The organism is Providencia sp. PROV114 (genome assembly GCF_032704305.1).
In the GTDB taxonomy this organism is placed as follows: Bacteria; Pseudomonadota; Gammaproteobacteria; order Enterobacterales; family Enterobacteriaceae; genus Providencia; species Providencia rettgeri.
Genome location: NZ_CP120528.1, coordinates 3,150,303 through 3,162,911 on the forward strand (window position 1 = coordinate 3,150,303; position 12,609 = coordinate 3,162,911).

General features: G+C 42.3%; 14 protein-coding genes and 3 tRNA genes. 1 reads left to right on the forward strand and 16 read right to left on the reverse strand.

Translation table 11 applies throughout. The features are described 5' to 3' along the window. Positions 1-17 precede the first annotated feature (17 nt). Complete coding sequence (locus P3L37_RS14055; protein WP_162617362.1) at positions 18-287, forward strand: hypothetical protein; 270 nt, start codon at positions 18-20, stop codon at positions 285-287. 50 nt (positions 288-337) lie between these two features. Here P3L37_RS14055 and P3L37_RS14060 read toward each other — a convergent pair. The 16 genes from P3L37_RS14060 to sucC all read right to left on the reverse strand — a co-directional run bounded on the left by P3L37_RS14060 (position 338) and on the right by sucC (position 12,594). After that, positions 338-413, reverse strand: a tRNA-Lys gene (locus tag P3L37_RS14060). A 160-nt stretch (positions 414-573) separates the two neighbouring features. Further along, positions 574-649, reverse strand: a tRNA-Lys gene (locus tag P3L37_RS14065). Between the two features lie 37 nt (positions 650-686). Further along, positions 687-762 (reverse strand) — tRNA-Lys (locus tag P3L37_RS14070). A gap of 196 nt (positions 763-958) precedes the next feature. Next, positions 959-1,750, reverse strand: coding sequence for a cell division protein CpoB (gene cpoB, locus P3L37_RS14075; RefSeq protein WP_109912827.1), 792 nt, complete (start codon positions 1,748-1,750; stop codon positions 959-961). A gap of 22 nt (positions 1,751-1,772) precedes the next feature. Beyond that, complete coding sequence (gene pal, locus P3L37_RS14080) at positions 1,773-2,270, reverse strand: peptidoglycan-associated lipoprotein Pal (protein ID WP_004909091.1); 498 nt, start codon at positions 2,268-2,270, stop codon at positions 1,773-1,775. A gap of 44 nt (positions 2,271-2,314) precedes the next feature. Beyond that, entirely contained in the window at positions 2,315-3,607 is a 1,293-nt protein-coding gene (gene tolB, locus P3L37_RS14085) for a Tol-Pal system beta propeller repeat protein TolB (protein ID WP_004909089.1), read from the reverse strand. A 146-nt stretch (positions 3,608-3,753) separates the two neighbouring features. After that, positions 3,754-4,872: a cell envelope integrity protein TolA gene (gene tolA / locus P3L37_RS14090; protein ID WP_109912828.1), complete on the reverse strand. Its 1,119-nt coding sequence runs from the start codon at positions 4,870-4,872 to the stop codon at positions 3,754-3,756. Between the two features lie 51 nt (positions 4,873-4,923). Beyond that, complete coding sequence (tolR, locus tag P3L37_RS14095) at positions 4,924-5,346, reverse strand: colicin uptake protein TolR (RefSeq protein ID WP_004256786.1); 423 nt, start codon at positions 5,344-5,346, stop codon at positions 4,924-4,926. Positions 5,347-5,363: 17 nt separating this feature from the next. Next, entirely contained in the window at positions 5,364-6,047 is a 684-nt protein-coding gene (gene tolQ / locus P3L37_RS14100; RefSeq protein ID WP_004256787.1) for a Tol-Pal system protein TolQ, read from the reverse strand. Beyond that, on the reverse strand, positions 6,044-6,439 hold the full coding sequence (gene ybgC / locus P3L37_RS14105) for a tol-pal system-associated acyl-CoA thioesterase (protein WP_004256789.1): 396 nt from the start codon (positions 6,437-6,439) through the stop codon (positions 6,044-6,046). The genes tolQ and ybgC overlap by 4 nt, the downstream gene beginning before the upstream one ends. Positions 6,440-6,573: 134 nt before the next feature. Then, on the reverse strand, positions 6,574-6,861 hold the full coding sequence (gene ybgE, locus P3L37_RS14110) for a cyd operon protein YbgE (RefSeq protein ID WP_004256791.1): 288 nt from the start codon (positions 6,859-6,861) through the stop codon (positions 6,574-6,576). Between the two features lie 5 nt (positions 6,862-6,866). After that, positions 6,867-6,980 carry a cytochrome bd-I oxidase subunit CydX gene (gene cydX, locus P3L37_RS14115; RefSeq protein ID WP_004909083.1) on the reverse strand — a complete coding sequence of 38 codons (114 nt, stop codon included), beginning with the start codon at positions 6,978-6,980 and terminating at the stop codon, positions 6,867-6,869. 11 nt (positions 6,981-6,991) lie between these two features. Next, complete coding sequence (gene cydB, locus P3L37_RS14120) at positions 6,992-8,131, reverse strand: cytochrome d ubiquinol oxidase subunit II (protein WP_004909081.1); 1,140 nt, start codon at positions 8,129-8,131, stop codon at positions 6,992-6,994. A 14-nt stretch (positions 8,132-8,145) separates the two neighbouring features. After that, positions 8,146-9,714 carry a cytochrome ubiquinol oxidase subunit I gene (gene cydA, locus P3L37_RS14125; protein WP_004256799.1) on the reverse strand — a complete coding sequence of 523 codons (1,569 nt, stop codon included), beginning with the start codon at positions 9,712-9,714 and terminating at the stop codon, positions 8,146-8,148. 841 nt (positions 9,715-10,555) lie between these two features. Continuing rightward, positions 10,556-11,428, reverse strand: a complete 873-nt coding sequence (gene sucD / locus P3L37_RS14130) for a succinate--CoA ligase subunit alpha (protein ID WP_004256808.1) — start codon at positions 11,426-11,428, stop codon at positions 10,556-10,558. Next, positions 11,428-12,594 (reverse strand): ADP-forming succinate--CoA ligase subunit beta, encoded by a 1,167-nt coding sequence (gene sucC, locus P3L37_RS14135; protein WP_004909077.1) that lies wholly within the window; start codon positions 12,592-12,594, stop codon positions 11,428-11,430. The genes sucD and sucC overlap by 1 nt, the downstream gene beginning before the upstream one ends. Positions 12,595-12,609 lie beyond the last annotated feature (15 nt).

The window sequence follows — 12,609 nt, forward strand, 5'->3', positions numbered from 1 at the left end:
TACAGCAAAGGAATGCAGTGCTTTCATGTCGAGATATGGCTCGGCAGCTGAACATTTACTGGATTGGTATTGAGATGGTGGGTCGTGCAGGATTTAAATCCTTCGGATTTACCCTACGGGCTGAACTTGCAACCAGCTTATCGAGGTATGGCTTAACGATTGAGTATTTACTGAATTGGGAATTGAATACTAAGGCTGGACTTGAGATGGTGGGTCGTGCAGGATTTAAATCCTTCGGATTTACCCTACGGGCTGAACCTGCAACCAGCTTACGAGGTATGGCTTAACGATTGAGTATTTACTGAATTGGAACTGAATGCTAAGGCTGGACTTGAGATGGTGGGTCGTGCAGGATTCGAACCTGCGACCAATTGATTAAAAGTCAACTGCTCTACCAACTGAGCTAACGACCCATCTTTGGGATTACTTAATTACTTGTTTGTGCAGGATTTTAAGTTCTTCGAACTTCCCCTTACGGGCCGAACCTGCAACCATCTTGTAAAACTCAAATATTCTACCGACTGAGCTAACGACCTATCTGGATTACTTCTTTTTGCTACTATAGGTTTTAGATGGTGGGTCGTGCAGGATTCGAACCTGCGACCAATTGATTAAAAGTCAACTGCTCTACCGACTGAGCTAACGACCCATCTGGATTACTTCTTTTTGCTACTATAGGTTTTAGATGGTGGGTCGTGCAGGATTCGAACCTGCGACCAATTGATTAAAAGTCAACTGCTCTACCGACTGAGCTAACGACCCATCTAAAACAATATTTCTAACTAAATTTCTTTTTGTCTTTCGAGATTTTTGGCTAACCGTATTCTCGTATCAACGGCGGCTTATATTACTGATTTCTGGCGAGGGTGCAATGATTTTTTTGCAAAAAAAGATTAAATGCACACTTATCATACTGATAACCCCGAAATATTCGGTAATATGGCTTCGGGGTTATAAATTAAAGTGTACTCAGCTTTTTTTCGGCTAATTTTGAACCAGCACTGTTTGGATATTGTTTCAACACCTGTTGGTAAACAGCTTTTGCTTTATCTTTCTGTCCCTTATCTTGCATGATCAGCCCAACTTTATATAAGGCTTCGCTGCTTTTTTGGGATTTAGGATATTGCTTAACTACAGTTGCGAAATAAAAAGCAGCATCGTCTTTGCTACCTTTATTGTAGTTTAACTGCCCCAACCAATAATTGGCGTTAGATTGATACCCAGACTTAGGGTAGGCTTTAACAAAGCCTTGTAATGCCCCTATTGCCTGATCAATTTGAGCTTTGGATTTGCTTTCCATCGCTAATTTGACTGCAGCATTGTAATCATCTTTCTCATTCCCACCTGTATTAGCAGCTGCCGTAGGTGCCGTTGAGGAAGGTGATGCGTTTGATGCACTAGTGTCAGGTGTTGTTGTATCACCTGAAGTTGCTGAGTTTCCACCGCCTGCATTGTCTAATTGCATGTATAAATCTTTCTGGCGCTCAATAACTTGATTCAATTTGTATTCACTTTCTTGAATCTGACCACGTAACATGTCGATGTCGCGTTGGTTGTCAGCGAGTTGTTGTTGAATTTGATACATGATTTGACCTTGAGAGCTAACTGCTGTCTCAAGTTGGGTAAGGCGATCTGTTGTTGAACCAGATCCGACATTGTTGATTGGCGCTTGGGCAATAGCGGCCCAAGGGGCCGCTACGCCAACCAATAACGACAGACCGACTAGTAAGTGTCTGAAGTTACTGTTCATAATAGATAATTTCGCTTATCTATTAGTATGCAATGACTGCACGACGGTTTTTCGCGTAGTCTGCTTCAGTGTGACCTAACACAGCTGGTTTTTCTTTACCGTAAGAAACCAGTGAAACTTGGTCACCAGAAACACCTTTGCTTTGCAGGTACATTTTAACTGCATTAGCACGACGCTCGCCCAGCGCGATGTTGTATTCTGGAGTACCACGCTCATCCGCATGACCTTCAACAACAACACGTACAGATGGGTTGCTACGCAGGAATGCTGCGTGTGCATCTAACATTTCAGCGTATTCTGGAGATACGTTGTATTTGTCAAAGCCAAAGTAAACAGTGTTGTTTTGTTGCAGCTGTTCCATTTGCTGACGTGCCAGCTCTTCCGCAGACAGACCAGTGTTAGTTTGGTTAGTAGAAGTATCTACGCCATCTTGGTCATTGTTTTTGTTAGAGCTACAAGCTGCGACTGCCATGATTGGTAACGCGATCATCAGCCCTTTAAGCACTTTATTCAGTTGCATCGTTTTGATCCTTAATATTTTTTGCCACACATTATTATTATGCATCACAGATACGGCGACCAGGCAGGGAATTTAACCTGTCCATCGGTAGCCGGAAGACGCGCTTTGAAACGCCCGTCGGTCGAAACTAGCTGCAATATAGTCCCCAAGCCTTGAGAGGAGCTATAAATTACCATAGTGCCGTTAGGTGCGATACTCGGCGTTTCATCTAGGAACGTTTTCGTTAAAAATTCAACGTTGTTCGTTGCCAGATCTTGTTTGGCGACATGTTGCTGACCGCCGCCGGAGCTGACCATCACTAAGAAAGTACCATCCGGGCTAACATCAGCGTCCTGATTTTGTGTTCCTTCCCAAGACACACGTTCAGGGCTGCCACCATTAATATTTATTTTATAGATCTGCGGACGTCCCGCCTGATCTGAAGTATAGACTAAAGTTTGGCTATCTGGCATCCAGCTTGGTTCCGTATTGTTACTACGTCCATCAGTCACCTGACGAATTTGCCCACTCGCTAAGTCCATAACATATAAATTCAGGCTGCCTGTTTTAGACAGTGCAAATGCCAATTTTGTGCCATCTGGAGAGAATGCAGGTGCCCCATTATGACGTGGGAATGATGCTACCTGACGAACTGCTCCTGTTGATAACGTTTGAATGACAAGTGCTGAACTACCGCTTTCAAATGTAACATAAGCCAATTTCTCACCATCTGGTGACCATGCTGGCGACATCAAAGGTTCTGGTGAACGGTGAACCGTAAATTGGTTAAAACCGTCATAATCAGAAACTCGTAATTCATATGGATACTGACCGCCTTTGTTAACAACAATATAAGCAATACGAGTACGGAATGCGCCACGAATACCTGTTAATTTTTCAAAGACTTCGTCACTTGCAGTATGCGCTGCATAACGTAACCATTCTTTGGTTACTTTATATTGGTTCTGAGATAAAACAGCACCTGGGTTAGCCGCAACATCAACTAACTGATAGCTAACGACAAAGCTACCATCTGCTGCTGGCTGTACCTGCCCCACAACAACAGCATTAATACCTAATGCTGTCCACGCTTCAGGAATCACTTCAGAAGCGGTACCAGGTTGTTGAGGCATGCGGCTTGGCTCGATAGGGTTAAATTTCCCACTATTGCGTAAATCAGCGCCGACTATTTGGCCGACTTCTTGTGGTGGTGCACCCGCACCTGACCATTTAAACGGCACAACGCCAATAGGTTGAGCTGAATTAACACCTTCAGTGATCTCAATACGTATTTCAGCCTGAGCCACTGTCGCCCATAGCATTAGGAACCCTAAAACTACTTTAAAAGCCTGCTTCATTCTTATCTCCCTTACTGCGGATTATTTACTACCGCAATAATTCGCTGAATTTTAACAAAGGTATAATAACAAAACTAGATACCACACAAACTATTTATGCTATTGCCTTAATAATATCAATACAGACTGCTCTGAGTTATTGAAAATCAAGGCTTAAACACAACTGTGCTACCCGCTTTATTAAACGTATCATAGACTTCTCTGCTCGGTGGCTTAGGCATCGTTGCAAGTTTTGCTGCACGAATTGCTGCATCACAGAGTGCCGCGTCATTAGCTGGGCTATTTTTTGGTGTAATACTCACCAATAACCCATCAGGCGCGAGCTTCAATTGAAGTTCACAAGTACGTCCACGGAAAGTATCTGAATCATAAAATTTACTTTGGATAGCCGCTTTGACTTTACCAGCATAGCTGTCCACATCCGCATTGGAAGCGCCCGATTTTTTACCACCACCTTTTCCAGCTGCGGCTTCACCACCTTGTTTGCTTGGGCCCGAGGCAGTTAAATCACCAAGCAAATCATCTACGGAAGCCGCGTTTTTAGCCGCTTCAGCTTTGGCTTTCGCCGCTTTTGCTTTAGCTTCTTTATCGGCTTTTTCTTTAGCTTCTTTATCCGCTTTAGCTTTCGCTTCTTTTTCAGCTTTTACTTTAGCTTCTTTATCGGCTTTTTCCTTGGCTTCTTTTTCCGCTTTTTCTTTAGCTTCTTTTTCAGCTTTGGCTTTAGCGGCTTCGGCTTCTTTCTGCGCTTGCGCCTCGGCCTTCGCCTTCTCAGCCGCTTGCTCTTTAATTAGCTTTTCTTTTTCAGCTTTCGCTTTTGCAGCAGCTTCTTCCGCTATTTTTTGCTCTTCCTTCGCTTTTTTAGCAGCGTCTAATGCTTTTTTCTGTTGTTCCTCAGCTTGCTTTTGTTGCTCAGCTGTATCACGTTGAATTTTAATACGCTCTTCTTCAAGCTGCTGAAGACGCTTTTGTTCCTTTTCTTGCTGTTCTCTAAGCTCAGCCTCTTGCTTTTGTTCTTGCTCTTTGCGCTCTTTTGCCGCTTGTCTGACGTTATTTTGCTGTCTTTGCATTTCTTCATACTGCTCAACAACCACGCCAGGGTCAACCATCACCGCATCGATGACAGTTCCCTCTTCCCCGCCACCACCAAGTTTGACGACGGAAACTAAAGAGCCTATAACAATCAAACCAATCAATAGGACGTGCAATACGATTGACATCACTAACGATCGATTTAAGTTATCTTTTTTCTCTTTTGTCTTTCCCACTCTGGTATCCAAAAAAAGAATTGTGACTTATTCAAACGACAATAACCCAGCCTAAATAGGCTGAGTCATCAAGCCAACCGATTTTATCCCTGCGCTGTGTAATATATTCAGCGCCTTAATCACTTCTTCGTAAGGGACTTCTTTTGCACCACCAATCAAGAAAATTGCTTTTGGATTTTTCTCTAGTTGAGATTTCGCCTCTGCAGCAATTTGCTCTGGTGGCAGCAATTCTAAAACCTCACCATCAAGGCGCATGTTATATTGGCCAACCCCCGACACTTCTAAAATAATCGGTGGGTTATCACTTGATGATACGGTTTGTGTATCTGTTGCATCCGGCAATTCAACTTCCACACTTTGAGAAATAATCGGTGCTGTTGCCATAAATATGAGCAACAGTACCAACAATACGTCCAGTAATGGAACAATGTTGATTTCGGATTTCAGCTCACGTCTGCGACTTGTGCGCGCCATTCGCTTATCTCCCCGTCTTATTTCTTATCAGCAGAGAAGGCTTGACGATGCAAGATGGCTAAAAACTCTTCCATAAAGTTATCGTAGTTTTGCTCTAATTTGCTGACACGTAAGTTCAAACGGTTAAATGCCATAACTGCTGGGATCGCTGCAAACAAACCAATTGCGGTTGCAATCAGCGCTTCAGCAATACCCGGTGCAACCATTTGTAATGTTGCTTGTTTTACCGCTCCCAATGCAATAAACGCATGCATAATCCCCCAAACAGTACCAAATAAACCAATATATGGGCTAATTGAACCAACAGTACCTAAAAATGGGATATGTGCTTCAACTGATTCGAGTTCACGATTCATTGAAATACGCATTGCACGGGAAGCTCCCGTCACTACTGCATCTGGCGCATGAATATTCGCTTGGTGTAAACGAACGAACTCTTTAAAACCAGAATGGAAAATTTGTTCGGCACCACTCAATTCATCACGGCGAGCTTGGCTTTCTTTATATAAGCGCGATAGCTCAATACCTGACCAGAACTTATCTTCAAATGCTTCAGCCTCACGCGTTGCCGCATTTAAAATTTTCGTTCTTTGAATAATGATCGCCCATGATGCGATAGAAAAACCGATCAAAACGAACATAATGAGCTGAACCAAAAGGCTCGCTTTAAGGAATAAATCCAGGATATTCATGTCAGTCACTGTTTAAACTCCGCGACAATAGACTTAGGAAGCGCAATTGGCTTCATTTTTGATGTGTCCACACAAGCAATAAGGGCATTTGCCCCACAAAGCAGGTTACCTTGCGAATCAACTAACCTTTGCTGAAAAGTTAAGGAAGCACGTTTCATTTCAATAATTTGTGTTTCAACTTCCAGCAGGTCATCCAGCTTCGCCCCTTTGACAAAATCAATTGTCATGCTTCGCACAACAAAGCCAAGGTTCTCAGCAAGCATACTTTGTTGATTGATACCTTTATTTCGCAGCATTTCGGTTCTTGCTCGCTCAAAAAAGGCTAAATAGCGTGCATGATAAACAACACCGCCCGCATCTGTATCTTCATAATACACGCGAACAGGCCAGCGAAATAACATAACAATCACTCCGTCTTAGGTTAAATTAATTAACGGTGCCACTATACGCAAGACAGTGCCAGTTTGGAATCACTTTGAAAGTAAAGATATCAAAAATAATTATGGGTCAATGGACCCATAATTAGCAATTAGAATTATCTAAAGACCTGAAAAAGTCCCCAAATAAGAATGATGGCAGCAGGCAATGGATGAAAAATTGCACGAAAGATAACTTTTTTAGGTTTAAAACCCACACCAAAAATCATCGCGGTACACGTTGCCCATATTAACAGCAGCCCTTGCCATATTTGAAATGAACTAGTTTTTGCAGCAAATAGGGTTGGATCCCACATGACTGCACCTGCAGTAACTAAAGCTAAAATAAGGATAAGGGCCCTTATCGGCCCCTTATCCAATAGCTGATAGGTTTTATCCACCAGCATTTTTATTACTCACCATCTTTAGCGGCTTTAGAGTCTTCAGAGTGCTCTAACGCTAATGCTGCGATCACTGCAAAACTACAAGCTAACAGCGTGCCGAGGATCCAGGCGAAATACCACATAGTTATGCTCCTTAATACAGTGAATGCTTGTTGCCTTCGATGAAGTTTTTGTCCAAACGACCGAACATTTTGTAGTAACACCATGCGGTGTATGCCAGTACGATTGGTACAAAGATAATAGCAACAACAGTCATTACTTGCAGTGTGAACAAGCTAGATGTTGCATCCCACATGGTCAAACTTGCGTTTGGCATGATGCTTGAAGGCATGATGAATGGGAACATTGCTACACCACAGGTTAAAATGATACAAGCGATGGTTAATGAAGAACTCACAAACGCCAAACCATTTTTGTCTGCTTTACTAAACAGCATTGTCACTAACGGCAGTGCTACACCCAGAGCAGGCAACGCCCACAGGATTGGGTAAGTATTGAAGTTAGTTAACCAAGCACCAGATTCAACGGCAACAGTTTTGTTTAGTGGGTTAGATACGCTTAATGTATCGATAGTTGAAGTAACAACATAACCATCAATACCCATCACTAACCAAACACCTGCGCCTGCGAAAGCCACTAAAGTGACTAATGCACAGATATAAGTTGCTTTACGAACACGTAAGTACAGTTCACCAGTGGTACGCATTTGCAAATAAGTTGCACCTTGCGTCACAATCATCATTAAGCCGACAACACCCGCTAACAGACCATATGGGTTTAGCAGACCAAACAGGTTACCTGTGTAAGTCAGATACTGTTGATTATCGATTTGCAGTGGAACACCTAATAACAGGTTACCAAACGCAACACCGATAACTAATGGTGGAACGAAACCACCAATAAACAGACCCCAGTCCCACATGTTACGCCATTTTGGGTTCTCCAGTTTTGAACGGTAGTCGAAACCAACCGGACGGAAGAACAATGCAGCTAATACCAAAATCATAGCAACATAGAAACCAGAGAATGCCGCAGCATAAACTTGTGGCCATGCAGCGAACATTGCACCACCCGCAGTGATTAACCAAACTTGGTTACCATCCCAGTGCGGTGCAACAGCATTAATCATGATACGGCGTTCAGTATCTGTTTTACCTAAAATAGGTAATAAGAAGCCAACGCCCATGTCAAAGCCATCTGTGACAGCAAACCCAATCAGTAATACACCGATAAGGATCCACCACACAAATCGAAGAACTTCATAATCAAACATAAGTGGACTCCTATTTACTGAACGTCGTGTGCAGAAGTGTTTTTCTGTTCAAAGTGATAACGACCGGTTTTCAGGCTACTTGGCCCTTTACGAGCGAATTTGAACATTAAGAACATTTCAGCAATTAAGAACAGTGTGTACAGACCACAGATCAATACCATAGAGAAGATCAGGTCATGAGTCGTCAAGTTAGAGTGTGCAACCGAAACAGGTAACACTTCACCAATTGCCCATGGCTGACGACCATACTCTGCAACGAACCAACCTGACTCAATTGCAATCCATGGTAGTGGAATACCGAGCAGTGCAATACGCAGCAACAGTTTATTTTGACCAATACGGTTACGAACTACTGACAGGAATGCCCAGCCAATAATTAACAGTAACAGGAAGCCAACACCAACCATGATACGGAATGCCCAGAACAGAGGCCCAACGTTAGGAATACTATCTTTCACTGCTTTTTGGATTTGAGCTTCAGTTGCATCAACAACATTTGGTGCATATTGTTTTAACAGCAGACCATACCCAAGATCTTTTTTGCTTGCTTCAAATGCTGCACGCAATTCAGGATCTTTGTTACCTGCAAGAAGTTCTTGTAACTGACCATATGCAATCATACCGTTACGAATGCGAACTTCATGTTGTTTCATTAGGTCTTTCAGACCTAAAACAGGAGTGTCAACCGAGCGGGTTGCAATGATACCCATCGCCCAAGGAATCGAGATCGCAAATTTATTTTCTTGTTTCTCGGTATCTGGCCAAGCGATTAAGTTAAACGCGGCAGGAGGAGCATGAGTTTCCCACTCAGCTTCAACCGCTGCAAGTTTAGTTTTTTGCACGTCACCCATTTCGTAACCTGATTCATCACCAAGAACGATAACAGATAGAACCGCTGCAATACCAAAACTTGCTGCAATTGCAAAAGAACGCTTAGCAAAAGCAACATCACGACCTTTAAGCAGGTAGTAAGAGCTAATACCTAAGATAAACATTGCACCGGTACAATAACCCGCAGCAACTGTGTGGACGAACTTAACTTGTGCAACTGGGTTCAAGACTAGCTCAGAGAAGCTAACCATTTCCATACGCATAGTTTCAAAGTTGAAATCAGCAGCGATTGGGTTTTGCATCCAACCATTCGCAACCAAAATCCACAGAGCAGAGAAGTTAGAACCTAAAGCAACTAACCATGTTACAGCAAGGTGTTGTTTTTTGCTTAAACGATCCCAACCAAAGAAGAATAAACCGACAAAGGTAGATTCTAAGAAGAACGCCATCAAACCTTCGATTGCAAGAGGTGCACCGAAGATATCTCCAACATAGTGCGCGTAGTAAGACCAGTTAGTACCGAATTGGAACTCCATGGTCAAACCCGTTGCAACACCTAGGGCAAAGTTAATACCGAATAACTTACCCCAGAACTTAGTCATATCTTTATAAATTTGCTTGCCTGACAGTACATATACCGTTTCCATGATCGCAAGCAAAAACGCCATACCTAGCGTTAATGGTACGAACAGAAAGTGATACATCGCAGTTAAGGCAAACTGTAATCGTGACAGTTCGACAATATCAAACATCTTGACTCCTTGCTCCTAGCAGGAAGACACCGACTTGCGGCAACCCAGCTTCCAGTTTTTAATACTTAGAAAGCCTCTTAACTACCAGCAAAAAATGCCTCAAAACAACAAATAATTAACAAAATTAAAAGAACGAACATTACTATAATAATAGTACGCCTATCTTCACACACAATAAACTTCTTTTACGTGACTCAGATTTGAATTCTGAATTTACATCAATAATTATACCCTTTAATAGAAAACCGAGTATTTGATCGAGCACCAATTTAAGCAATTTAAGCAAATAAAGCCAGAGGCAATGAATTGATTTACGTCAATTTTTTTCCTATTGTTAATTGCTATACCTGCCAGTCAATTAATGGTTATTTACTTGTTAAAATGCTGTTATTGATAATGACATAGATGTTCTTAATTTTTCCAAAGATTAACAAAAAATATAATCTATGAATTAAAGCCTCGAAAAAAGAATATTTAATTTGTAATAGTATCTTATTTTAAACTTATTATGAATTTTATTAATATAGCCTTTTTTATCAAAAAACGGTTATATTGGCTTAATTGAATTATCGTCAATATTATAAAATTGACATGTCGCAATTTTGCTATTTTTTGCACAAAATGCGACTAACTCCCCCCTTCCTCGCCTAATTGGCATTTTATTACCCATTTTCCTTCATATAACCCTTTAGTCCGCATTTTTAAGTATAGACATACTTTTCATAAAACCGCATAACCATACAAAAATTGTTTGAAACATTTTTGCAAGGTATAAAAAAACCCGCGCTCTCATGAGCACGGGCTTTCGTCTCTTACTCTTGCTAGTTACCTAGCGAATTACTTATTTGTTCAACAGTGATTTTACTGCATCACCGATGTCTGCAAGGCTACGAACGGTTTTCACACCAGCCGCTTCTAATGCAGCAAATTTCTCATCAGCAGTGCCTTTACCGCCTGCGATGATTGCACCTGCGTGGCCCATACGTTTGCCTTTTGGTGCAGTTACACCTGCGATGTAACCGACAACAGGTTTAGTGACGTGCTCTTTAATATAAGCCGCTGCTTCTTCTTCTGCGTTACCACCGATTTCACCGATCATGACGATAGCTTCAGTTTGTGGATCCGCTTGGAATAATTTCAGGATATCAATAAAGTTTGAACCGGGGATTGGGTCACCACCGATACCAACACACGTTGATTGACCTAAGCCTGCATCTGTTGTTTGTTTAACAGCTTCATAAGTCAACGTACCTGAACGCGAAACGATACCGACTTTACCTGGCATATGGATATGACCAGGTTGGATACCAATCTTACATTCACCCGGAGTGATAACACCTGGGCAGTTAGGACCAATCATACGAACGCCTGCTTCGTCTAATTTCACTTTAACTGTCAGCATATCCAACGTTGGGATACCTTCAGTGATGGTGATAATCAGTTTAATGCCAGCATCGATAGCTTCTAAGATAGAATCTTTACAAAATGGTGCTGGAACATAGATAACAGAGGCTGTTGCACCCGTAGCTTCTACAGCTTCACGAACAGTGTTAAATACAGGTAAACCTAAGTGTACAGTGCCACCTTTACCTGGAGTCACACCACCCACCATTTGCGTGCCATAAGCAATCGCTTGTTCTGAGTGGAATGTACCTTGGCCACCTGTGAAACCTTGGCAAATTACTTTGGTGTTTTTATCGATTAAAATAGACATTATTTAGCCTCCGCTGCTGCTACTGCTTTCTTAGCTGCATCTGTCAGGCTGTTCGCAGCGATAATATTCAAGCCGCTGTCTGCCAGTTTTTTAGCACCTAACTCTGCATTGTTACCTTCTAAACGCACAACTACTGGTACATTTACACCAACTTCTTCAACTGCACCAATGATGCCGTCTGCAATCAGGTCGCAGCGAACGATACCACCAAAGATGTTAACAAAAACTGCTTTCACGTTTTCATCAGAAAGAATAATTTTAAATGCTTCAGTTACACGCTCTTTTGTCGCGCCGCCGCCAACATCTAAGAAGTTAGCTGGTGCACCACCGTGCAGCTTAACGATATCCATGGTACCCATTGCAAGGCCCGCACCATTAACCATACAGCCGATATTGCCATCTAACGCAACGTAGTTCAGTTCCCACTGAGCGGCTTGTGCTTCACGTGCATCTTCTTGTGATTCATCACGCAGTTCACGAATTTCTGGTTGGCGATATAACGCGTTGCTATCGATACCTAATTTACCATCTAAACAAACTAAATCACCCGCAGTACTAATAACCAGTGGATTGATTTCAGCTAATGCTAAATCGCGTTCTAAGAATAATGTTGCCAGACCCATGAAAATTTTCGCGAATTGGCTAACTTGTTTACCGGTTAAGCCTAATTTGAATGCTAATTCACGGCCTTGGAAAGGCATTGGGCCAGTCAGTGGGTCGATAATCGCTTTATGAATTAACTCTGGAGTCTCTTCTGCTACTTTCTCGATTTCCACGCCACCTTCGGTAGATGCCATGAATACAACGCGACGAGTGCTACGGTCTACAACCGCACCTAAATAGAGTTCTTTAGCAATATCAGTTGCCGTTTCAACCAGAATTTGGTTAACAGGCTGGCCGTTTGCATCAGTTTGATAGGTAACTAAGTTTTTACCTAACCAGTGTTCTGCAAATGCTTTCACTTCATTGATATCACTAGTGACTTTTACGCCGCCAGCTTTACCACGTCCACCTGCGTGAACTTGGCATTTAATTACCCATGGGCCGTCACCAATTTTTTTAGCAGCATCGACGGTTTCAGCGACTGATGAACAGGCATAACCTGTCGGTGCAGGCATCCCATAACGTGCAAACAACTGTTTTGCCTGGTACTCGTGTAAATTCATGATGTTCTATCCATA

Excerpts from the sequence above, each read along its gene's own strand:
- cpoB (WP_109912827.1), bottom strand. The coding sequence starts at position 1,750 with ATGAACAGTAACTTCAGACACTTACTAGTCGGTCTGTCGTTATTGGTT.
- pal (WP_004909091.1), bottom strand. The coding sequence starts at position 2,270 with ATGCAACTGAATAAAGTGCTTAAAGGGCTGATGATCGCGTTACCAATC.
- tolB (WP_004909089.1), bottom strand. The coding sequence starts at position 3,607 with ATGAAGCAGGCTTTTAAAGTAGTTTTAGGGTTCCTAATGCTATGGGCG.
- tolR (WP_004256786.1), bottom strand. The coding sequence starts at position 5,346 with ATGGCGCGCACAAGTCGCAGACGTGAGCTGAAATCCGAAATCAACATT.
- ybgC (WP_004256789.1), bottom strand. The coding sequence starts at position 6,439 with ATGTTATTTCGCTGGCCTGTTCGCGTGTATTATGAAGATACAGATGCG.
- ybgE (WP_004256791.1), bottom strand. The coding sequence starts at position 6,861 with ATGCTGGTGGATAAAACCTATCAGCTATTGGATAAGGGGCCGATAAGG.
- cydX (WP_004909083.1), bottom strand. The coding sequence starts at position 6,980 with ATGTGGTATTTCGCCTGGATCCTCGGCACGCTGTTAGCTTGTAGTTTT.
- cydB (WP_004909081.1), bottom strand. The coding sequence starts at position 8,131 with ATGTTTGATTATGAAGTTCTTCGATTTGTGTGGTGGATCCTTATCGGT.
- cydA (WP_004256799.1), bottom strand. The coding sequence starts at position 9,714 with ATGTTTGATATTGTCGAACTGTCACGATTACAGTTTGCCTTAACTGCG.
- sucD (WP_004256808.1), bottom strand. The coding sequence starts at position 11,428 with ATGTCTATTTTAATCGATAAAAACACCAAAGTAATTTGCCAAGGTTTC.
- sucC (WP_004909077.1), bottom strand. The coding sequence starts at position 12,594 with ATGAATTTACACGAGTACCAGGCAAAACAGTTGTTTGCACGTTATGGG.